This window comes from Pelomonas dachongensis, assembly GCF_043555865.1.
Classification (GTDB): Bacteria; Pseudomonadota; Gammaproteobacteria; order Burkholderiales; family Burkholderiaceae_C; genus Pelomonas; species Pelomonas dachongensis.
The window spans coordinates 248,192-268,940 of sequence record NZ_JBIGHY010000007.1 but is presented as its reverse complement, the minus strand read 5'-3'; the positions used below and the strand labels follow the sequence as shown (position 1 = coordinate 268,940).

The window sequence follows — 20,749 nt, the reverse complement described above, 5'->3', positions numbered from 1 at the left end:
TTGTTCGCCCGCATCGCCATTGCCGCTGTCTTTGCCGTGCTGCTTGCCCTGTTATCGGGCGGGGCGCGGGCCCAGGGCGTGGAGCTGGCGCACCTGTCCACGCAGAAGGTCGAAGACGGGCTGGAGCTGGGCTTCACGGCCCGTTTCGAGCTGAGCCGCTCCGCCGAGGACGCGCTGCACAAGGGCGTGCCGCTGTATTTCGTCGCCGAGGCCGCCGTGGCGCGCAGCCGCTGGTACTGGCGCGACGCCCGCGCCGGCCGCGTCGAGCGCAGCTGGCGCCTAGCCTGGCAGTCCCTGACCCGACAGTACCGCGTGTCCACCGGCGGCCTGCACCAGAGCTTCGCCACGCTGGACGAGGCGTTGAACGCGCTGCGCGGCATCAGCGGCTGGCACATCGCCGACGCCAAGGACATCGAGGACAGCGGCAGCTACTACCTTGAATTCAGCTACCGGCTGGACGTCAGCCAGCTGCCGCGCCCGATGCAGATCGGCCTGCAGTCGGGATTTGCGCTGAGTGTCGAGCAAAAGCGCAGCCTGGCGCCCGACTTCACGCTGAAGTGATGCCTCTCGTCCAAGGAGTACCTTGGCCGGTCCCCCTAGAGGACGGCGATGCTTGTGGTATCGAGCCGCAAGCACATCGCCATGACGGGCCGGCTTGGGAGCGGCCCGGCGCTCGGCCCGCAGGGATCGAGCCGGAGCGGCCGAATTGACCCGCGTCACGCGCTGGGGCTGGTTCATCACGCTGGTGACGCTGGTCGGCGTGGCAGGCGTCCTGGCCTTCGTGCTGACCATCGGCACCACCAGCGAGCGAGGCATCTTCGAGCGCCACTACCACTGGCTGTACTGGGTCAACGTCGCCGTCGCCGCGGTGCTGGCGCTCGTCATCCTGACGGCCGCCGTGCGCTTGGTCGTGCGGGTGCGCCGCGGGCGCTTCGGCAGCCGGCTGCTGCTGAAGCTGGCCGGCATCTTCGCGCTGGTGGGCGTGGTGCCAGGGCTGATGATCTACGCCGTGTCGTACCAGTTCGTGAACCGCAGCATCGAGAGCTGGTTCGACGTGCGGCTGGCGAGCGCGCTGGAGGCCGGCCTGAACCTGGGGCGCGGCACGCTGGACGCGATGGTGGCCGACCTCGGCAACAAGACCCGCGACGCCGCCGACCAGTTCGTTGACGCTAGCACCACGCCGCGGCTGATCGCGCTGGAGCGCGTGCGCGACAAGCTGGGCGCGCGCACCGTCGCGCTGGTCGGCGGGCGCGGCCAGATCCTGCTGGAGAGCGGGGGCGACACCAGCCAGCTGGCGCCCGACCGGCCCGCCGAGGCCATGCTCAGCAAGGCGCGCGGCGGCGGGCCGGTCAGCCAGCTCGAAGGACTGGAGGACGAAGCCGCTGCGCTGCAAAACGGTGCCCGCATCCGTGCGCTGGCGCTGCTGCCCAACACCGAGCTGCGCCTGGGGCTGGGCGAGCGCTACCTGATGGTCATCCAGCGCGTGCCGGCCTCCATGCTGGCCAACGCACTGGCCGTGCAGACGGCCAACAGCGAGTACCAGCAGCGCTCTCTGGAGCGCGTGGGCCTGCGCCGCATGTACCTGGGCACGCTGACGCTGGTGCTCATCCTCGCCGTGTTCGCGGCGCTGCTGCTGGCCGTCACGCTGGGCAACCAGCTCGCACGGCCGCTGCTTCTGCTAGCCGACGGCGTGCGCCAGGTGGCGCAGGGTGACCTGTCCGTGCGGCCGGTGCTGGCCACGCGCGACGAACTCGGCGGCCTGACGCGCTCGTTCGCCGACATGACCGGCCAGCTCGCCGATGCGCGCGCCCAGGTGTCGCGCACGGTGGTCGAACTCGACGCCGCCCGCACCCACCTGCAGACCATCCTCGACAACCTGACCGCCGGCGTCCTGGTGATCGACGCCGCCGGCGCGCTGGAGACCGTGAACCCCGGCGCCACCCGCATCCTGCGGCTGCCGCTGTCCGCCTACGTCGGCCGGCCGCTGGCCGACGTTCCGGGTCTTGCCGTCTTCGCCGCCTCGCTGGACCAGCGCTTCGAGCAGCACGTGGCGCCCGACCCCACCGAGCGCGACATGGACCGCGAGCTGTGGCAGGACTCCTTCGAGCTGCAGCTCGACCCCAAGCAGGACCTGCTGACGCTGCTGGTGCGCGGCGCGCCGCTGCCGCACGGCGCGCGACTGATCGTGTTCGACGACATCTCTGAGGTCGTCTCCTCGCAGCGCTCGGCCGCGTGGAGCGAGGTCGCGCGCCGCCTGGCCCACGAGATCAAGAACCCGCTGACGCCCATCCAGCTGTCCGCCGAGCGCCTGCAGCACAAACTCGAAGCCAAGCTCGAAGGCGCCGACCAGGCCATGCTCGTGCGCTCGGTGGCGACCATCGTCAACCAGGTGCAGGCAATGAAGCAGCTCGTCAACGAGTTCCGCGACTACGCCCGCCTGCCGTCCGCGCAGCTCACGGCCCTGGACCTCAACGAACTGATCCACGAGGTGCTGAGCCTGTACGCTGAGGCGCAGGAGGCGGGCCGCCTGGTCGCCGAACTCGCGCCGGGGTTGCCGCACATCAAGGGCGACGCCAGCCAGCTGCGCCAGGTCATCCACAACCTCGTGCAGAACGCGCTGGATGCGGTGCAGGACCGCGCCGACGGGCGCGTCTGCGTGCGCTCGCGGCTGTCGCTGACCGACACCGGCGCGCCGCGTTCCGTGCGCCTGGTGCTGCTGGACAACGGCCCCGGTTTTGCCGACAAGGTGCTCAAGCGCGCCTTCGAGCCCTATGTGACGACCAAGAGCAAGGGCACCGGCCTGGGACTGGCCGTCGTGAAGAAAATTGCCGATGAACACGGGGCGCGCATCAGCCTGCGCAACCTGCATGTCACCACGGCTACGGGTTCTCCCGCCGACGAGCGCAGCGATGGCGCCGTGGTCGGTGCTCAAGTTTCGCTATCATTTTCCAATCTGGCCCCTGCCACCGAGCCCGGTGCGTCAGGCGCCAAGACCTAAGGATTCATGGCCACCATTCTTGTTGTCGACGACGAACTGGGCATCCGCGCCCTGTTGTCAGAAATCCTCAGCGACGAGGGGCACACCATCGAGCTTGCCGAGAACGCCTCGCAGGCGCGGGCGGCGCGCGAGCGCATGCGCCCCGATCTCGTGCTGCTCGACATCTGGATGCCAGACGTCGATGGCGTCACGCTGCTGAAGGAGTGGGGCGGCGCTGGCCTGCTGACCATGCCCGTCATCATGATGAGCGGCCACGGCACCATCGACACCGCCGTGGAGGCCACCAAGTTCGGCGCCACGGCCTTCCTCGAAAAGCCCATCACGCTGCAGAAGCTGCTTCGCGCCGTCGAGCAGGCCCTGGTCAAGACCGCGCCGCCGCGCCCCGCGCCGGTCGCGCCCGGCCTGCCCATCTACAGCCGCCCCGACCCGGGCCTGACGGGCTTGCCGAGCATGGCCAGCCATACCGCGGGACTGTCCAGCCACCTGGCGGGCGCCGGCAGCAACGGCCTGGCGTCGGAGCAGAGCTTCGAACTGGACCGCCCGCTGCGCGAGGCGCGGGACGCGTTCGAGAAGAGCTACTTCGAGTTCCATCTCGCCAAGGAAAACGGATCCATGACCCGTGTGGCCGAGAAGACCGGCCTGGAGCGCACGCATCTGTACCGCAAGCTCAAGCAGCTGGGTGTGGACCTCAGCCGCAATAAGCGTGGCGGCGGCGGCTGAGCCGCGGCCGGGTTGGCAGCGCCACAGGTCGTGCTATAGTCGCGGACTTCGCTGAACGGTCAAGCGCTGTTCGGAGAGCAAACCAAGGCCTGGTAGCTCAGTTGGTAGAGCAGCGGATTGAAAATCCGCGTGTCGGTGGTTCGATTCCGCCCCAGGCCACCAAGATCGCAGGCCCCTGATTCCCAACCGAATCAGGGGCTTTTTGCTTTCTGTGGCCGTAGGTCCGCCCATGGACTTGCGACAGCGCCATTGTCCGTGGGTTGATTGCGTTGTAAGGATCCGCCCGTGACCGCAGAAAGCACCGTCTTGCATAACCAACTGCTGGCCCTCGTCGCCACGGCGCTCTGCACCCGCCCGATAAATGGCTTCGCGCAGGAGTCGCGGCTGGACGGCGAGAGCCTGAGGGACGCGGTGGAGCGCTACGAAGTCGACTACGCCTGGCATGTGCTGGCATCGGACCGCCTGCGAGCCGAGACTGTCACGCGGCTGGAGGCCAAACTCGGCCAGCCGGCGACCGGTGCGCAGAAGGCCGCCGTGGCCACGGCGCTAAGCGCCGCTGCGGCGAGCCAGGCATCAGACCTGCTGATGAGTTTCGACAGCGACGTGCCCGAAGTGCTGGCTGCATGGCTGTGTGCCCGGGACGAGCGCGCCGCAGTTGCCGAAGGCGAAGCGGTGAGCTGAGGCGCAGTCGCGCGCGGCGCCACGCCGCCGCCGCTTCCTACAATGCGACCCATCGTGACCCGCTGGATGCGTCTTTTCATACTGGCTCTGCTGCTGCCCGCCTACGGCTTCGCGGCGGTGCATGTGGAGCCGTATTTGGTGGACGAGCCTCCGGCGCATGCGCCGGCATTCACCGCCGGCAGTGCCCAGGACGACGGCAAGTCGTTGCTGTCCGAGCTGAGCGACACGACCGACGATGCCTGCGATCACTGCATTGCCTATGCGGTCGAGGTTACCGTGCAGCGCGCGCGCCTGTGGGACTTGCCCATCGAGCAGCCCCGGGTGCCCGATGCGGTGCCGCGCCAGCTGCTGCGGCCGCCGCGCGTCTTGCGGCGCTGAGCGCCCCGTGCGCGCCGCCGTCCGCCCGTGAGGCGGGACGGCGGCTGACCTTCCCCATCTTCCCGGCCGTTCCCCGGCCCTGCCTTCATTGCGGTGCGCCCCCGGCGTGCCTGCACTCCCATGGAAATCGCTTTACTTCTTGCACTCATCCTGTTGAACGGACTCTTCGCCATGTCCGAGATCGGCCTCGTCACGGCGCGGCGCGCGCGCCTGCAGCGCATGGTCGACGAGGGCGACAGCGCCGCCGCCGCGGCGGTCAAGCTCGGCGAGGACCCGACGCGCTTCCTGTCCACCATACAGATCGGCATCACCTCGATTGGCGTGCTCAACGGCATCGTCGGCGAGGCCGCGCTGGCCGGCCCCTTGGCCGTCTGGTTGATCTCTGCGGGCGTGCCGGCTGCGTACGCGTCGGGCTTGGCCACCGGCCTGGTGGTCGTGTTGATCACCTACTTCTCCATCGTGCTGGGCGAGTTGGTGCCCAAGCGGCTGGGGCAGTCCAACCCGGAGGCCGTGGCGCGCTTCGTGGCGCGGCCCATCGCGGCGCTGGCGGTAGCGACCCAGCCGTTCGTGCGGCTGCTGTCCGGCTCCACCAAGGCGTTGCTGCGCCTGCTCGGCGCGAAGGAGAACAACAGCTTCAACGTCACCGAGGAGGAGATCCACGCGGTGCTGGCCGAGGGCACGAGCGCGGGCGTCATCGAGTCGCACGAGCACACGATGGTGCGCAACGTGTTCCGGCTGGACGACCGCCAGATCGGCTCGCTGATGGTGCCGCGCGGCGCGGTCGTCTGTCTGGACCTGAACCTGCCAGTGGAGGAGAGCCTGGCGCGCATCGCCGTATCGGAGCACGCCAGCTTCCCGGTCGTGCGCGGCGGATTGCACGACATCGTGGGCGTTGTCAGCGCGCGGCAACTGCTGGCGCAGATGCTCAAGCGCGGCCAGCCGCGGCTGGACGAGCACCTGCGCCCGGCGCTGTACGTGCCCGAGACGCTGACCGGGATGGAGCTGCTCGACAACTTCCGCTCGTCGGACATGCATATGGCCTTCGTCATCGACGAGTACGGCGAGGTGCAGGGGCTGGTGACGCTGCACGACCTCGTGGAAGCCATCACTGGCGAGTTCCAGCCGCGCGACCCAGCTGCCGCCTGGGCGGTCCCGCTGGAGGGAGGCGGCTGGCTGCTGGACGGCCACATCGCCGTGCCGGAGCTGAAGGACCGGCTGGAGCTGGACGCCGTGCCCGAGGAAGAGCGCGGCCGGTATCACACGCTGAGCGGCATGCTGATGCTGCTGACCGGGCGCATGCCGCAGGTGGCCGACGCGGTGACGTGGGAGGCCTGGCGGCTGGAGGTCGCCGCCACCGACGGCAAGACCATCGCCAAGGTGCGGGCCACACGGCTGCAGTCGGCGGAGGTGGTCGATGCGCCGCGCTGACGCACGCTGCCGTGCGTGGTGGGGCGTCGCGCTGGTGGCGGCGCTGGCCGCCTGTTCGGACGGCTACCCCACCGAGGACATGCCGCGCACCAGCCCTTTCGACATGAGCCGCGAGCAGCGGCTGGCGACGCTGAACCGCCTGGCGAAAAAGGCCCACCCCGAGCGCCGCTGGCGCTACGCGATGACGGCGGCCTGCGAACTTCGCGTGGACTTCCGGCGCAAGGGGGCCGGCACCACGCGCACCGCGGTGCAGCTGGCGCGCGAGATGGAGGTGGAAGTCGTCTTCGACAAGGCGGACCGGACCTTCAACGTCGTGCTGCTGGCCGACCGGCAGCCCGGCACCGAGGTGCTGGCGACGCTGCTGCAGAGCAAGGCCTGGACGGATGCCAGCCAGGCTGAGCTGGTGCTGCAGCTGCTGACCCGGGACTGCGAGCCGCCGCCACCCGATGACGGTCGTGCCGGCTGAGCGGCACTCACGCCCCGCCCAACGCCCGCTTCGCCGACGCGGCCATGAACACCGCGAAGACGACCACCACCAGCAGCCCCACCGTCAGCGACGAGTGTTCGGCGATGAGGCCGATCAGTGGAGGGCCGGCCATCATGCCGGCGTAGCCCACGCCGGCCACCGCGGCGATGCCGTGCGCTGGCGCCACGTCGGGCAGCTGCGACGCGGCGCTGAACAGCACCGGCACGACGTTGGACAGGCCCAGGCCCACCAGCGCATAGCCGGCCAGCGACACCCACGGCGAGTCCACCGCCAGCACCAGCAGCATGCCGCCGGCCGCCAGCACGCCGCTGGCGCGCAGCAGCCGGCGCGGCGCCATGCGGGCGCGCACCCAGTCGCCGCCGAAGCGGCCGGCCGCCATCGCGCCGCTGAAGCTGGCATACGCGAGCGCCGCAATGCTGGGCTCGCTGCCACGGTCCTGCTTCATGAACAGCACGCTCCAGTCGTAGATGGCGCCCTCGGCAATCAGCCCCATCGCGGCCAGCACGCCCAGCAGCAGCAGCGGGCCGCGCGGCAGGCTCAGCGGGTGGTGCTCGGCCGCCGCCCCCTTGTCGGGCACCGGCAGCATGAAGCGCGAGGCCAGCAGCGCTGCCGCGGCGCCGGCACCGGTGGCCACCAGCAGGTGGCCCTGCGCCGTCAGGCCCAGCGCAGGCGCCACGCTGCCCAGGCCCGCGCCGGCCATGCCGCCGAGGCTGAACATGCCGTGGAAGCCGCTCATCAGCGGCTTGCCGGTGATGCGCTCGATCTCGCTGGCCTCGCTGCTCAACGACACGTCGAACAGGCTGCCGCAGGCGCCGAACACCAGCATGGCGACGGCCAGCGCGGCGTAGTAGGGCGTCGCAATCAGCGCGGCGATGGCGGCGCAGCTGGCCGTGCCCATAACCGCCGCGATGACGCGCGGGCCGTGGCTGCCCACGATGCGACCGGCATGCGCCAGCGCGGTGAGCGCACCGGCGCCGCTGATCAACATCGCCAGCGCGACACCCTGCTCGCCCAGGCTGTAGTGCGACTTGACGGTGGGCACGTGCACGCCCCAGGTGGCGAACAGCACGCCCATGACGAAGAACTGCGCGCGCAGCGCGTGGGCTGCGCCTTTGACGGAGGCGTCGCTCACTTGGCGGCAGCCGTGATCTGCGTGAAGAAGTCCAGCACGCCCTGGTCGCCCATCTTGCGGGCGTTGGCCAGTTCGCCGCCCGCGGTGGCGTACAGCAGCTTGCCCTGCGGCGACAGCACGGCCACGGCCGGGATGCCCTTCTTCAGCGGTATCTGGTAGCGCTCGGCGATGTCCACGTTGCGGTCGAAGCGGCCCACGTCCACCTTGACGACCTTGAAGCGATTCGCGATCAGCGGCGCGCTCGGGCCGTTCTTGAAGGTCGCGTCCAGCATGCGACAGTCGCCGCACCAGTTGGCGCCGAACACCACCAGCACCGGCAGCTTCGCCTGCTCGGCGTCCGCCAGCGAGGCAGTGATGGCGGCCTTGGCGTCGGCGCCTTCGTCGTAGATGGCGGGTGGGCCGGCATGGGCGGCAAAGGTGATGGTCAGCAGCAGGGAGGCGGTCAGCAGGCGCATGGATCGTTCGCTGGAAGTGGAATCGATTCCACGAAGTTTAGTGGTTTGAATTTGTTTAGTAAAACAATTTCATCACTGCTGCGATGCGGTCTGGAAGAAGCGCCAGATCTCGTCATTGGCGTCCAGTGCCGTCGAGGCTGGCGCCTTGCCACGGCGCTGGGCGCCAGAGCCGGGCCAGGAGTGTCCGCCGGTCTCCGTCACGCACAGCTGCACCTGCGCGCCGGCGGCGCAGCCGCTGTAGGTCTCGCACCAGGCGCCCGGCTTGTCGAGCGCGCGCTGCGGTGGCGCGGTACAGCGGTCGCGCTTGACCCACCGGGCGATGGTCTCGGGCACGGACACGAAGTCCATGACCTTGCTCGTGTCGCGGAAGGCCTCGGGCCCGGCGCCGCCGTTGAACAGCACGTGGGTGTCGTCCCGGGCGTGAATGTGCAGCACGGCAATGGGCCGCGACGGCGTGCAGTTGGCGGTCGCATCGGTGCCCGCCACGGCGGCGACGGCGCGGAACACGTCGGCCGCCTCGCAGGCCAGGCGGTGCACCAGCATGCCGCCGTTGGACATGCCCGTGGCGAACACCCGGGCCGGGTCGGTCCGGTAGCGGGCCTGGATTGCCGCCACGACCGCGCGCGCGAAGCTGACGTCGTCGCTGCCGCGGTCGCGAGCGTCGCCGCAGCAGCCGCCGGCGTTCCAGGTGGCGAGCTTGCCGCCGGGGAACTTGCTGTAGCCATTGGGGAAGGCGACCACGAAGCCGGCCGCGTCGGCCTTCTGCGTGAGGCCGTAGTTCTCTGCCATGTGCTCGGCATGACCGCCGCCGCCGTGGAAAGCCAGCACCAGCGGCGCGGGCTGGGTTGCGTCAAAGCCGCGTGGCAGGTGGACCAGCACCTGGCGGCCCTGCACCTGCAGCGTCTGCAGAATGCCCTGGTCGTCCGCGCGACGCTGTTCCAGGCGCTGCTTCAGCCGCTCGCGCAGCGTCTCCTGCGCGTGGGCTGCAGGCAGCAGCAGCGATAGGGCAACGGCGAACACGAAACGGCGCATGGATCAGCCTCCTCCGCCCAGCACACGGTAGACGGCCACCAGATTCTGCGCGCGCACGCTCTGCACCTGCACCAACGCCTGCTGGGCGGCGAACAGAGAGCGCTGCGCGTCCAGCACCTCCAGCGAGCTGGCGATGCCGGCGCGGTAGCGCTCGTCGGCCAGCGCCAGGCGGCGGGCCTCGGCGTCCACCTGCGCGGCCTGGGCAGCGCGCTGCTCGGCCAGCGTCGCGCGGCCGGCCAGCGCGTCGGCCACGTCGCGGAACGCGCTCTGCACGGCCTTCTCGTACTGCGCCGTCGCGGCGTCGCGCTGCGCGCGCGCGGCGGCCAGGTTGGCGCGGTTGCGGCCGGCGTCGAACAGCGGCTGGAGCAGCGACGGCGCGAAGCTCCAGGCCGAGTTCCTGAACAGGTTGTCGAGCTGGCTGCTGGTCGTGCCGAAGCTGCCGGTCAGCGTGATGCGCGGGAAGAAAGCCGCACGCGCAGCGCCGATGTTGGCGTCGGCGGCGGCGAGCTGCTGTTCGGCCTGGCGGATGTCGGGCCGGCGCGTCAGCACCTCGCTGGGCACGCCGGCGGGCAGTTCGGCCAGGGGCTCGAAGTCGGCCAGTTGCCCGGTGGGCGCGGGCAGGTCGGCCGGCAGCGCGGCACCCAGCAGCAGCACCAGCGCGTTCTGGTCCAGCGCGCGCTGGCGGCGGGTCTGGGCGTAGGCCACGCGTGCCGCCTGCAGCGCCGACTCGGCCGTGCGCAGGTCGATCTCGCTGGTGATGCCGCCTTCGAAGCGCTGGCGGACCAGGTCCAGCGACTGCTCGCGGCTGGCCAACGTGTCGCGCGTGATCTTCAGCAGCGCCTCGTCGGCCTGGAGCGCGATCTCGGTGGTGGCGACGGCGGCGACCAGCGCGATGCGCACGGCCTGCTGGTTGGCCTCGGCGGCCAGCAGCTGGGCCTGGGCTGCGGCGCTGATGCCGCGCAGGCGGCCGAACAGGTCCAGCTCGTAGGCGCTGACCTGCATGCCGGCCTGGTAGTTGCTCGTGATGCCGCCGCTGGCGTTGGGCGTGCGCGAGCCGCTGAGGCCGGCATTGACGGTGGGCCACAGGTCGGCGTCGCGCGCGGCAGCCACAGCGCGGGCGCTCTCGATGCTGGCGGCCGCCACGCGCAAGTCGCGGTTGTTGGCCAGCGCCAGCGGGATCAGCTGCTGCAGCCGCTCGCCCCTGAAGGCCTGAGCCCAGGGCAGGGCGTCGGCCGGCGTGGCGCCTGCACTGGCCGTTTCGCCGGTGCTCGGGAACCCGGTGGCCGGCAGCGCGGCCTGCGCGGCTTCGGCGGCGCTGGGCTGCTTCGGCTCGGGGCCGGCGCAGGCGGCCAGCAGTGCGGCCGTGGCGACGAGGGTCAGGCCGTGCTTCATGCCTGGCCTCCGTTCTCTTCCTCGGTCTCGTGGGCGTCGCGGCGGCGCTGGCGTTCGCTGCCCGGCATGAACCGCCGCACGACGACGAAGAACACCGGCACGAAGAACACGGCGAAGGCCGTCGCGGTGATCATGCCGCCCATCACGCCGGTGCCGATGGCGCGCTGGCTGGCCGAGCCGGCGCCGCTGGCCAGCACCAGCGGCAGCACGCCGAGGATGAAGGCCAGCGACGTCATGACGATGGGCCGAAAGCGCAGGTGCGCCGCCTCGATGACGGCCTCGAACACACTCTTGCCGTGGGCCTGCAAGTCTTTCGCGAACTCGATGATGAGCACCGCGTTCTTGGCCGACAGGCCGATGATGGTGATCATGCCGACCTTGAAGTAGACGTCGTTCTCCAGGCCGCGGAAGGTGGCGCCAAGCACCACGCCCAGGATGCCCAGCGGCACCACCAGCAGCACCGAGACTGGGATGCTCCAGCTCTCGTACAGCGCGGCCAGACACAGGAACACGGCCAGCAGCGAGAAGCCGAACAGGATCGCCGCAGTGGAGCCAGACAGCTTTTCCTCGCGCGACTGGCCGGTCCACTCGTAGCCGAAGCCGTCGGGCAGCTGCGCGGCCAGCTTCTCCATCTCGGCCATGGCCGTGCCGGTAGACACGCCCTTGGCCGGTTCGCCCGCAATGCGCAGTGTCGGGTACCCGTTGTAGCGCACGGTCTGCAGCGGGCCGGTGATCCACCGGCTGCTGGCGAACGACGCCAGCGGCACCGGCTGCCCCGCGCTGTTCAGCACGTTCAGGCGCAGCAGGTCCTCGGGCTGCATGCGGGCCCGGGCGTCGGCCTGCACGATGACGCGCTGCATGCGGCCGGCGTTGGGGAAGTCGTTCACGTAGCTGGAGCCAAGCGACGTGCCCAGCACCGCGTTGACGGCACTGACGTTGATGCCCAGCGCCTGCGCGCGTTCGCGGTCGATGCTCAGCTCAAGCTGGGCGGCGTCTTCGAGGCCGTCAGGGCGCACGGCCGCCAGCAGCGGGTTCTTGGCGGCGGCGGCCAGCAGCTGGCTGCGCGCGGCCAGCAGTTCGGCGCGCGTGTGGCCTGAGCGGTCCTGCAGCCGGAACGCGAAGCCGTTGGCGCGGCCCAGGTCGCGGATGGGCGGCGGGCTGGTCGGGAAGATGACGGCGTCGCGCACCTTGCTCAGCGCCGCGAACGAACGCGTCACCAGACCTTGCGCCGAGTGCTCGGCGCCGTGGCGCTCGTCCCATGGCTTCAGCGTCACGAAGGCCAGGCCGGCGTTCTGCCCGGAGCCCGCGAAGCTGAAGCCGACCACGCCAACCATGCTTTCCACCTCGGGCTGCGCGAGCATGTAGTCCTCGACCTGCTTGACCACCTCCAGCGTGCGCGCCTGCGTGGCGCCTGGCGGCAACTGCACGTTGACGAGGATGTTGCCCTGGTCCTCGTTGGGCACGAACGAGGTCGGCAGCTTCTGGAACATCAGCGCCGCGACCGCGATGACGGCCGCGTAGACGAAGAACATGCGCCCGCCGCGATGGACGAGCCTGGCGACCCAGCCCTCGTAGCCCTTGGCGGTGCGCGAGAAGGCGCGGTTGAACCAGCCGAAGAAGCCGCGCTTCTCGTGGTGGTGGCCTGCCTGAACCGGCTTCAGCAGCGTGGCGCACAGCGCCGGCGTCAGCGACAGCGCGAGGAAGGCCGAGAACGCGATGGAGCTGACCATCACCGCCGCGAACTGGCGGTAGATGTTGCCGATGGAGCCCGAGAAGAACGCCAGCGGCGCGAACACCGACAGCAGCACGACGGTCACGCCGACGATGGCGCCGGAAATCTGGCTCATCGCCTTGCGCGTGGCTTTGAGTGGCGACAGCCCCTCCTCGCTCATGATGCGCTCGACGTTCTCGACCACCACGATGGCGTCATCCACCACGATGCCGATCACCAGCACCATGCCGAACATCGTTAGCACGTTGATGGAGAAACCCAGGGCCAGCAGCGTGGCGAAGCTGCCCAGCAGCGCGATGGGCACCACCAGCGTCGGGATGATGGTGTACCGGATGTTCTGCAGGAACAGGAACATCACCAGAAACACCAGCACTACGGCCTCGATCAGCGTCTCGACGACCTGCGAGATGGAGATGTCGATGAACACCGAGCTGTCGAACGGGATGTCGGCCTGCACACCCTGCGGGAAGTAGGGCTGCAGTTCTTTCAGCCGCTGCTTGATGAGCTTGGCAGTCTGCAGCGCGTTGGCCGTGGGCGCCAGCTGCACGCCCACGCCCACCGAGGGGCGGCCGTTCAGCCGCGTGGAGCGGCCGGTGTAGCTGTCGGCGCCCAGCTCGACGCGGGCCACGTCCTTCAACCGCACGGTGGAGCCGTCGGGGTTGGCCCGCAGCACGATGTTGCCGAACTGCTCAACGCTGCTGAGCTGCCCGCGCACCACCACCGTGGCGGCGACGGGCTGGCCCGGCACGTTGGGCAGGTCGCCGATGGAGCCGGAGCTGACCTGCGCGTTCTGGGCCTGGATGGCCGCGTTCACGTCGGCCGGCGCCAGCCGGTAGCCGACCAGCTTGGCGGGGTCCAGCCAGATGCGCATCGCGCGCTCGGTGCCAAACAGCAGCGCCTGGCCCACGCCGGGCACGCGCTGGATCTCGGGCAGCACGGTGCGCGCACCGTAGTCACCCAGCGCGATGGGATCGAACGCCGGGTTCTTGCTGGACAGGATGATGAACAGCAGGAAGTTGGGGTTGGCCTTGTCGACCCGCACGCCCTGCTGGATGACGGCAGCCGGCAGCCGCGGCGTGGCGCGGGCCAGGCGGTTCTGGACGTCCACCTGCGCCAGGTCCGGGTTGGTGCCGGGCTCGAAGCTCAGCGTGATGGAGCCGGTGCCGTCCGACTGGCTGGACGCCTCCATGTAGATCAAGCCCGGCGAGCCGTTCATCTCGCGCTCGATGAGGCTGATGACGCTGTCCTCCAGCGTCTGCGCCGACGCGCCGGGGTAGACGACCGACAGCGAGATGGCCGGCGGCGCCACGGGCGGGTACTGCGAGATCGGCAGCTGCGTGACCGCCGTGGCGCCCAGCACCAGGATGAACAGGGCGATGACCCACGCGAAGATGGGCCGGTTGATGAAGAACTGCGCCATGCGTCAGCGCCTCACTTCGACGCGGCCGAGGCCGAAGCCGGCACCGGCGTGGAAGCCGCACCCGCCGGTGACCACGGCACCGGGCGGCCCTTGCCGCCGGCCTTGGCCTTCTGCAGGCCGTCGACGATGACCTTCTCGCCGGCCTTCAGGCCGTCCAGCACGAGCGCCTTGCCGCCCTGGGCCGGGCCCAGCTTGACCGGGCGCGCGCTGATGCTTCCGTCGTCGGCGATGACCAGCACCGTGTCGCCCGTCGCGCCGCGCGCCACCGCCTGCTGCGGCAGCCACACCGCGCCGGCCACCTCGGCCTGCGCCAGTCGCACGCGCACGTACAGGCCCGGCAGCAGCAGCCCCTGCGGGTTGGGCAGCTCCGCGCGCAGCGTGATCTGGCCGGTGTTGGCATCCACGCTGAGGTCCGAGAACAGCAGCCGGCCGGCTTGCGGGTAGACGCTGCCGTCCTCCATCAGCACCTGCACCCTGGCGGACTCGCCGTTGCCGGAGCGCTGCAGCCGGCCCTCGACCAGCGCCTGGCGCAGCCGCATGACCTCGGCGGCTGACTGCGTGAAGTTCACGTACAGCCTGTCGACCTGCTGCACCACGGCCAGCGGCGTGGCCTCGCCCTGGCCCACCAGCGCGCCCTCGGTGACCAGCGCGCGGCCGATGCGGCCCGCAATCGGCGACGTGACGGTGGCGTAGCCCAGGTTGATCTGCGCCGTCTGCACGGCGGCCTTGCCGGAGGCCACGTCGGCTGCGGCCTGCTTGGCTGCCGCCTGCGCGTTCAGCGCCTCTTGCTGGCTGACGGCCTGGCTCCTGGCCAGCGGCGCGTAGCGATCCGCCAGCGCCTGTGCCTGCAGCAGGTTGGCCTCGGCACGGGCCAGCTGGGCCTGGGCGGAGGCCAACGCCGCGCGGTAAGGCGCGGCGTCGATCTCGAACAGCGGCTGGCCGGCCTTCACGTCCGAGCCCTCGGTGAACAGGCGCCTGTTCAAGATGCCGGCCGCGCGGGCGCGCACCTGCGCCACGCGGAAGGCTTCCAGCCGGCCGGGCAGGTCGGCCGACAGGTCGGCGCGGCCGGGCGTCACGGTGACCACGCCCACCTCGGGTGGCGGCGGTGCGGCGGCTGACTGCGGGCTGCTGCCCTGGCCGCATCCGGCCAACCCCCAAGTCGCCAGCGCCAGCACCGTTGCTGCCGCCCGTCCAGTTCCCGTCACCCTCATGCCAGCCTCAGGCTTTCCAAGCTTGCTGCCAGCTGTCCGCCGGCGAAGGCGCAGACTGTAGCGATTTGTGCTTCCTCGCGTAGGCGAAGCGGCGCAAATCCTGATCAGCGCCTGTCCGCCAGGTGGAACCGGCCCATGGCTTGCTGCAGCCGCTGGGTCTGGTGCTTCATCGACTCGGCCGCGGCGGCGGCTTCCTCGACCAGCGCGGCGTTCTGCTGCGTGACCTGGTCCATCTGCGCGACGGCCTGGTTGACCTGCTCGATGCCGGTGGTCTGCTCCTGGCTGGCGTGGCTGATCTCGCCCAGCAGCGCCGACACGCGGCGCACGCCGTCGACGATCTGCTGCATCGTGGCGCCGGTGTCGGCGGCCAGCTGGCTGCCGCTGCCGACCTTCTCGACGGCTGTGTGGATCAGCGTCTTGATCTCCCGGGCCGCGCCGGCCGAGCGCTGCGCCAGCGAGCGCACCTCGGCGGCGACGACGGCGAATCCCTTGCCCTGTTCGCCGGCCCGCGCCGCCTCGACGGCCGCGTTCAGCGCCAGGATGTTGGTCTGGAACGCAATGCCGTCGATGAGGCCGATGATGTCCACGATGCGGTCGGCCGATGCGCGGATCTCGCCCATCGTCTGCACCATCTGGCCGGCCAGCTGGCCGCCGCGCTCGGCGACGTCGCGCGTGCTGGCCGCCAGCGCGGTGGACTGGCTGGCGTTGTCGGCGTTCTGGCGTGCGGTGCCGGTCAGCTCCTCCATGGAGGCCGCCGTCTGCTGCAGCGACGCGGCCTGCTGTTCCGTGCGCGAGGACAGGTCCAGGTTGCCGCTGGCAATCTCGTTGGCCGAGACGACCAGGCTCTCCGTGCTGTCGCGCACGCCGCCCACGAGGGTGGAGAGGTTGTCGTTCATCGTCGCCAGCGCAGCCAGCAGCTGGCCTGTCTCGTCGGTGCGGGTCGCCGCGATGCGCGTGGTGAGGTCGCCGTCGGCCACGGCCCGGGCCAGCTGCACCGCGTCCGCCAGCGGCGCGGTGATGGAGCGCGACACCCGCCACGCGCACAGCGCACCTGCCGCCAGCGCCGCCGCGCCAAGCACCGCCAGCCACAGCGTGGCCGAGCGGATGCGCGCCTCGCCGGCCTGTGCCCCGGCCAGCACGGCCGCCTTCTGCTCGTTCGAGATCGTCTGGATATGCTGCTGCAGCGCGTCCAGCAGCGGCAGCGTCTCGGCCAGCAGCACCTCGCGCGCCTTGTCGCGCTCGCCGGCGCGCACCTGGGCGCCCACGCCCTGGAAGGACTTCACGTACCGCCCGCGCAACTCGGCCAGCGTCGTCAGCGTGGCGCGCTCCGCGCCGTCCATGCGCTCGTCCAGCACCGCGAATGCGTCGTCGATGGTCTTCTTGTTGGTGGCGATGGCCGCGAACAGCGGGTCCAGCGCGGTGGCGTCGGTCACCAGCACCAGCTCCAGATTGCGCCGCGCGTTGGCGCGCGTGGTGGTGTCGATGGTCGCGATGGCGTCCGCTTTCACCCAGGTGTTCTGCGCAAGTTCGCGGTTCAGCGCGCCGATGCCGCGCAGGTTCAACAACGCCACCAGCGTGGTCGCCAGCAACAGGGTCAGCACCAAGCCGAAGGCCAGCATCAGCCGTTGCCCGATCTTCATGTCCACCTCCATCGGCCCGGAGGCGGGCCGCTGCAATGCCACTGCATGGTGCATGCCAGCCGTATCGACGAGGCGTTAGGGCGATGCCGAGCTGCAAGATGGTGCGCGGATGCGCCGCGCCGGTGCTTGTCAGCCCGCTTGCAGTGCCTGCAGCCGCGCGCGCTGCACGGCGCGGCCAATGTCCGGGCCCTGCGCGCCGCGCGCCAGGGCGGCGGCGCTGACGGCGGCCAGGTCCACCTGCTGCGTGGCGGCCAGGTCGTCCAGCAGCTGCTGGCGCTGCGGGTAGTCGCGGCCCTCCAGCCCCAGCCGGCCACGGGCATCGCACTCGCAGGCCCACAGCAGCTCGGCGAAGCGCTGCGGCCGCCGCCAGGCATCGCAGCGCTCCAGCAGGCGCAGCCGCGCCTCGGCGCCGAAGCCGCCGCTTTGGTGCACATGCGTGTGCTCGCGCGCGACCAGCTCGGCCAGCTCGCGGCAGTCGTTGGGCACCCTCCAGCGCGCGCTGACCTGGCGGGCCAGCTTTTCGCTGCGCACCTCGTGCGCGATGTGGCGCGGCAGCTCTTCCTTGCGCGTGGTGCCCTTGCCGAGGTCGTGGCACAGGCAGGCGTAGCGCACGGTCAACGGTGCGTCCAGGCGTGCGCACTGGTCCAGCACCATCAACAGGTGGATGCCGGTGTCGATCTCGGGGTGATGCGCCTCGGGCTGCGGCACGCCGAACAGCGCTTCCACCTCGGGCAGCAGCTTCTGCAATGCGCCGGCCTCGCGCAGCACCTCGAACATGCGCGAGGGCTTCGCTTCCATCAGCCCTCGCGACAGCTCCTGCCACACGCGCTCGGCCACCAGCGCGTCCACCTCGCCGGCGGCCACCATGTCACGCATCAGCGCGACGGTCTCGGGCGCCACCGTGAAGTCGGCAAAGCGCGCCGCGAAGCGGGCCAGCCGCAGGATGCGCACCGGGTCTTCGGCAAAGGCGGGCGATACGTGGCGCAGCACGCGGTCTGCGATGTCGCGCTGGCCGCCGTAGGGGTCGACGACCTGGCCGGTGTCGTCCTCGGCCATCGCGTTTATGGTGAGATCGCGCCGCGCCAGGTCTTGCTCCAGCGTGACGTCGGGCGCCGCGTGGAAGGCGAAGCCGTGGTAGCCGGCGGCCGTCTTGCGCTCGGTGCGTGCGAGTGCCACTTCCTCGTGCGTGTGCGGGTGCAGGAAAACCGGAAAGTCCTTGCCGACGGCCTGGTAGCCGGCGGCGATCAGCGCCTGCGGCGACGCGCCGACGACGACCCAGTCGCGGTCCTGCACCGGCAGGCCCAGCAGTCGGTCGCGCACGGCGCCGCCGACGAGGTAGGTCTTGAAGTGGGCTGCCATGGCGCCAGTATCGGCGCGGCCGGCGGGGTGGTCAGCGCGGTGTGCCGCCCTCGCACAAGACCTTCAGGCGCAGCAATGCACGCGGCCAGGTTTCGCGCATGTGGTCGGCAAAGTCCGACGGCATCTGCAACTCCACCTCCAGCCGCGTGCCCTGCGGCACAGCCTCGAAGCGGTAGTTCTCGTAGCAGGGCGCCCAGGCCTTCACGGCTTCGCTGGTGGTGTCCACCATGCCTTGCTCGATCATGCCCAGGTGGCGGATGGAGATGAAGGCGCCGGGGCGGTGCTCGGCAATCTCCGCCATCATGCCGTCGCCGGATGGAGCGAGGAAGCGGATGATCTCGCCTTCGTTCCAGGAGCCCTGGTAGTACGAGCCCTCCGCGAACGCCGAGGTCCAGTCTCGGTAGCCGGCGTCGTCGATCATGGTCGCGTGGACCCGTTCGACCGCGGCCTCGACGAGGATCTCGAACTTCAGCGTCTCGAGCTTGGGCATGCGGGACTCCGTGGCGGTGCGATGGCGCCATGCTAGAGCGCCAGCCGGCGCGGGCTGCCCCCGTCATCAGGGACAGTCCCGACCGCCCGGTGCCGATCAGCGCCGCTCGGGCGGCAGCCCCTTCAGCGACTCCACCAGCAGCGCATGCGCCTCCAGGTCCGCCGGGCGGTGCTTGGGCGTTGTCTTGGCGGGGTAGTCGCCCAGGTAGTTGTCGCCCTTCCAGTTGCGCGCCGGCCGGATGGGCCGCGGCGTGAAGCCGCCGGCGCAGTTGGGGCAGACGTTGTGCAGCACCCCGTCGGCGCAGTCCGCACAGAACGTGCATTCGAAGCTGCAGATGCGGGCATCCGGCGACTCGGGCGGCAGCGCGATCGCGCAGTGCTCGCAGCAGGGGCGAAGTTCAAGCATCTCAGGGCCGCCCCGCCGCCCGAAGGCACTGGGCAACCCCTCGAGGGGCAGCGAGCGAAGTGGAGCGTGGGGGCGTCATGTCCTTGATGTCCGGTAGGGCTCGTCCTCAGGCACGAAGTGCTGCTCGCGCAGCGACTCCGCGATCCAGTCCTCCACTGCCGGGTGGGCCAGCAGCGCGTCGCGGTAGGCCGCGGCACGGTCGGACAGCGGCAGGCCGAAACGGCTCAGCCGAACCGCCACCGGCGCGAAGAAGGCGTCCACCGCGCCGAACGACCCGAACAGGAACACGCCGCCGCTGGCCGCCAGCGCGTCGCTCCAGGCGGCGTCCAGACGCGCCACGTCGGCGCGCAGGGCCTCGTCCTCGGCCCACAGCCGGGCGCCGATGTCGGGGAAGAAGGCCTCGATGTTCATCGGGCAGACCGTGCGCAGCCGCGTGAAGCCGGCGTGCATCTCGGCGCACAGGCTGCGGGCGCGGGCGCGGGCCCGGGCATCACGCGGCCAGACGGCGTGCTCGGGATGGCGGTCGGCCACGTACTCGGCGATGGCCAGCGTGTCCCAGACCGTGAAGCCGTCGTCCTCCACCAGCGCGGGCACGCGTTTCGTCGGGCTGATGCCGGGGATGACGCGGTGCCACTCCGAACCGGGGCTGAAGTCGAAGCGCAGCTTGACCTCCTCGAACGGGATGTCGAAGGCCGCCAGCAGCACGCCGCTGCGCATGGACCAGGAGGAGTAGTTCTTGTTGCCGATGTAGAGCTTCATGGCCGCAAGCCTAGCGGCGTGGCAGGTTGCGCGGGATGAGCATTGCGCATCGGATCAATGCCTCGCACGCCAGGCATCCAGCCGCGCGATGCCGGCGCCGGGCGCCAGGTAGCCGGGCAATACCGCCTCCAGTGCCGCGGGCTGGATGTCCAGGTCCGCCAGGCCTGGCAGCGCGCCCGACGGCACATTGGGCACGCTCAGCGAGGCCAGGTTGTCGCGCGACAGCAGCGGCTCGCCGGGCAGGCACTCCATGACCAAAGCCTGCAGCGTGGCCAGCGGCCCGGGCAGCGGCAGCACGGACCGCTCGTGGCCGGCGCTGCGGCCGGCCAGCCGCACCAGCTGCGCCAGCGTCAGCTCGCGCGGCCCGGCGATCTCGTAGGTGCGGCCGATGCTGTCGGGGCGCAGCAGCACTTCCACCAGCGCGCGGGCCAGGTCTTGCACCCACACCGGCTGCAGGCGCGCGTCGGCGCCGCCCAGCGGTAGCACCGGCGCCAGACGCTGCAGCCGCGCGAACAGGTTGACGCTGCTGTCCTCACGGCCGAACACCAGCGAGGGGCGCAGCACGCTCAACTCCAGCCCGGCGGTCTGCGCGCCGACCTGCAGCGCCGCCTCGCCAGCCGCCTTGCTGCGCAGGTAGCGCGACGGGGCGTGTTCGGCCACGCCCAGCGCGCTGACGTGCACCACGCGGCTCGCGCCGTGGCCGGTGAGCGCAGCCACGAGGCGCCGCGGCAGCTCCACATGCGCGTGCTCGAAGGCCGCCGCGCTGCCCTGCAGGATGGCGATGAGGTTGACGACGGCATCATGGCCCGGCACCAGGGCCGGCAGGTCGCGGAAGACGTCGGCCTGCAGCACGGTCACGCCGGGCAGGCTCTGCACGGCCTGCGCATGCGGCAGGCGGCGCGTGGGCACCGTGATGCGCACACCGGCGCCGAGGCGGCGCGTCAGCTGCTCGCACAGCGCGCGGCCCACGAAGCCGCTGCCACCGAGGATGAGCACGGAAAAAGGCATGGCAAGTCCTTGCAGATACCGG

Annotated in this window: 19 protein-coding genes and 1 tRNA gene; 8 read left to right on the top strand and 12 right to left on the bottom strand. The window is 70.8% G+C overall.

Features of this window, described 5'->3' with window-relative positions; all coding sequences use genetic code 11:
* The 8 genes from ACG02S_RS19470 (at position 1) to ACG02S_RS19435 (ending at position 6,671) form a co-directional block, all read left to right on the top strand.
* Positions 1-561, top strand: a complete 561-nt coding sequence (locus ACG02S_RS19470) for a DUF4390 domain-containing protein (protein WP_394472149.1) — start codon at positions 1-3, stop codon at positions 559-561.
* A gap of 145 nt (positions 562-706) precedes the next feature.
* Positions 707-2,998, top strand: a complete 2,292-nt coding sequence (locus ACG02S_RS19465) for a sensor histidine kinase (RefSeq protein ID WP_394472148.1) — start codon at positions 707-709, stop codon at positions 2,996-2,998.
* A 6-nt stretch (positions 2,999-3,004) separates the two neighbouring features.
* Positions 3,005-3,718 carry a response regulator gene (locus ACG02S_RS19460; RefSeq protein WP_394472147.1) on the top strand — a complete coding sequence of 238 codons (714 nt, stop codon included), beginning with the start codon at positions 3,005-3,007 and terminating at the stop codon, positions 3,716-3,718.
* A gap of 86 nt (positions 3,719-3,804) precedes the next feature.
* Positions 3,805-3,880, top strand: a tRNA-Phe gene (locus ACG02S_RS19455).
* A 144-nt stretch (positions 3,881-4,024) separates the two neighbouring features.
* Positions 4,025-4,399 carry a hypothetical protein gene (locus ACG02S_RS19450; protein ID WP_394472146.1) on the top strand — a complete coding sequence of 125 codons (375 nt, stop codon included), beginning with the start codon at positions 4,025-4,027 and terminating at the stop codon, positions 4,397-4,399.
* 66 nt (positions 4,400-4,465) lie between these two features.
* Positions 4,466-4,777, top strand: coding sequence for a hypothetical protein (locus tag ACG02S_RS19445; protein WP_394472145.1), 312 nt, complete (start codon positions 4,466-4,468; stop codon positions 4,775-4,777).
* Positions 4,778-4,897: 120 nt separating this feature from the next.
* Entirely contained in the window at positions 4,898-6,205 is a 1,308-nt protein-coding gene (locus tag ACG02S_RS19440) for a hemolysin family protein (protein ID WP_394472144.1), read from the top strand.
* A complete protein-coding gene (locus ACG02S_RS19435; RefSeq protein ID WP_394472143.1) occupies positions 6,192-6,671 on the top strand; it encodes a hypothetical protein in 480 nt (159 codons plus the stop codon). The genes ACG02S_RS19440 and ACG02S_RS19435 overlap by 14 nt, the downstream gene beginning before the upstream one ends.
* Before the next feature lie 7 nt (positions 6,672-6,678).
* Here the strand turns inward: ACG02S_RS19435 and ACG02S_RS19430 are convergent, their stop codons facing one another.
* From ACG02S_RS19430 to ACG02S_RS19375, 12 genes are all read right to left on the bottom strand, one after another.
* Entirely contained in the window at positions 6,679-7,824 is a 1,146-nt protein-coding gene (locus ACG02S_RS19430) for an MFS transporter (RefSeq protein WP_394472142.1), read from the bottom strand.
* Complete coding sequence (locus tag ACG02S_RS19425; RefSeq protein ID WP_394472141.1) at positions 7,821-8,279, bottom strand: thioredoxin family protein; 459 nt, start codon at positions 8,277-8,279, stop codon at positions 7,821-7,823. Before ACG02S_RS19425 ends, ACG02S_RS19430 begins: the two co-directional genes overlap by 4 nt.
* A 72-nt stretch (positions 8,280-8,351) precedes the next feature.
* On the bottom strand, positions 8,352-9,311 hold the full coding sequence (locus ACG02S_RS19420) for an extracellular catalytic domain type 1 short-chain-length polyhydroxyalkanoate depolymerase (RefSeq protein ID WP_394472140.1): 960 nt from the start codon (positions 9,309-9,311) through the stop codon (positions 8,352-8,354).
* Between the two features lie 3 nt (positions 9,312-9,314).
* A complete protein-coding gene (locus ACG02S_RS19415) occupies positions 9,315-10,703 on the bottom strand; it encodes an efflux transporter outer membrane subunit (RefSeq protein WP_394472139.1) in 1,389 nt (462 codons plus the stop codon).
* Positions 10,700-13,855 carry an efflux RND transporter permease subunit gene (locus tag ACG02S_RS19410; protein WP_394472138.1) on the bottom strand — a complete coding sequence of 1,052 codons (3,156 nt, stop codon included), beginning with the start codon at positions 13,853-13,855 and terminating at the stop codon, positions 10,700-10,702. Before ACG02S_RS19410 ends, ACG02S_RS19415 begins: the two co-directional genes overlap by 4 nt.
* 11 nt (positions 13,856-13,866) lie before the next feature.
* Entirely contained in the window at positions 13,867-15,066 is a 1,200-nt protein-coding gene (locus ACG02S_RS19405) for an efflux RND transporter periplasmic adaptor subunit (RefSeq protein WP_394472137.1), read from the bottom strand.
* Between the two features lie 104 nt (positions 15,067-15,170).
* A complete protein-coding gene (locus tag ACG02S_RS19400) occupies positions 15,171-16,706 on the bottom strand; it encodes a methyl-accepting chemotaxis protein (RefSeq protein ID WP_394472136.1) in 1,536 nt (511 codons plus the stop codon).
* A 129-nt stretch (positions 16,707-16,835) separates the two neighbouring features.
* Positions 16,836-18,065 (bottom strand): multifunctional CCA addition/repair protein, encoded by a 1,230-nt coding sequence (locus tag ACG02S_RS19395; protein WP_394472135.1) that lies wholly within the window; start codon positions 18,063-18,065, stop codon positions 16,836-16,838.
* A 31-nt stretch (positions 18,066-18,096) separates the two neighbouring features.
* Complete coding sequence (locus tag ACG02S_RS19390) at positions 18,097-18,555, bottom strand: SRPBCC family protein (protein WP_394472134.1); 459 nt, start codon at positions 18,553-18,555, stop codon at positions 18,097-18,099.
* A 96-nt stretch (positions 18,556-18,651) separates the two neighbouring features.
* Entirely contained in the window at positions 18,652-18,960 is a 309-nt protein-coding gene (locus ACG02S_RS19385; RefSeq protein WP_394472133.1) for a DUF1272 domain-containing protein, read from the bottom strand.
* Positions 18,961-19,035: 75 nt separating this feature from the next.
* Complete coding sequence (locus ACG02S_RS19380) at positions 19,036-19,719, bottom strand: glutathione S-transferase (RefSeq protein WP_394472132.1); 684 nt, start codon at positions 19,717-19,719, stop codon at positions 19,036-19,038.
* A gap of 54 nt (positions 19,720-19,773) precedes the next feature.
* Positions 19,774-20,727, bottom strand: coding sequence for a complex I NDUFA9 subunit family protein (locus tag ACG02S_RS19375; RefSeq protein WP_394472131.1), 954 nt, complete (start codon positions 20,725-20,727; stop codon positions 19,774-19,776).
* Positions 20,728-20,749 lie beyond the last annotated feature (22 nt).

Excerpts from the sequence above, each read along its gene's own strand:
- ACG02S_RS19390 (WP_394472134.1), bottom strand. The coding sequence starts at position 18,555 with ATGCCCAAGCTCGAGACGCTGAAGTTCGAGATCCTCGTCGAGGCCGCG.
- ACG02S_RS19380 (WP_394472132.1), bottom strand. The coding sequence starts at position 19,719 with ATGAAGCTCTACATCGGCAACAAGAACTACTCCTCCTGGTCCATGCGC.
- ACG02S_RS19440 (WP_394472144.1), top strand. The coding sequence starts at position 4,898 with ATGGAAATCGCTTTACTTCTTGCACTCATCCTGTTGAACGGACTCTTC.
- ACG02S_RS19385 (WP_394472133.1), bottom strand. The coding sequence starts at position 18,960 with ATGCTTGAACTTCGCCCCTGCTGCGAGCACTGCGCGATCGCGCTGCCG.
- ACG02S_RS19415 (WP_394472139.1), bottom strand. The coding sequence starts at position 10,703 with ATGAAGCACGGCCTGACCCTCGTCGCCACGGCCGCACTGCTGGCCGCC.
- ACG02S_RS19425 (WP_394472141.1), bottom strand. The coding sequence starts at position 8,279 with ATGCGCCTGCTGACCGCCTCCCTGCTGCTGACCATCACCTTTGCCGCC.
- ACG02S_RS19410 (WP_394472138.1), bottom strand. The coding sequence starts at position 13,855 with ATGGCGCAGTTCTTCATCAACCGGCCCATCTTCGCGTGGGTCATCGCC.
- ACG02S_RS19400 (WP_394472136.1), bottom strand. The coding sequence starts at position 16,706 with ATGAAGATCGGGCAACGGCTGATGCTGGCCTTCGGCTTGGTGCTGACC.
- ACG02S_RS19460 (WP_394472147.1), top strand. The coding sequence starts at position 3,005 with ATGGCCACCATTCTTGTTGTCGACGACGAACTGGGCATCCGCGCCCTG.
- ACG02S_RS19420 (WP_394472140.1), bottom strand. The coding sequence starts at position 9,311 with ATGCGCCGTTTCGTGTTCGCCGTTGCCCTATCGCTGCTGCTGCCTGCA.
- ACG02S_RS19405 (WP_394472137.1), bottom strand. The coding sequence starts at position 15,066 with ATGAGGGTGACGGGAACTGGACGGGCGGCAGCAACGGTGCTGGCGCTG.
- ACG02S_RS19445 (WP_394472145.1), top strand. The coding sequence starts at position 4,466 with ATGCGTCTTTTCATACTGGCTCTGCTGCTGCCCGCCTACGGCTTCGCG.
- ACG02S_RS19375 (WP_394472131.1), bottom strand. The coding sequence starts at position 20,727 with ATGCCTTTTTCCGTGCTCATCCTCGGTGGCAGCGGCTTCGTGGGCCGC.
- ACG02S_RS19395 (WP_394472135.1), bottom strand. The coding sequence starts at position 18,065 with ATGGCAGCCCACTTCAAGACCTACCTCGTCGGCGGCGCCGTGCGCGAC.
- ACG02S_RS19435 (WP_394472143.1), top strand. The coding sequence starts at position 6,192 with ATGCGCCGCGCTGACGCACGCTGCCGTGCGTGGTGGGGCGTCGCGCTG.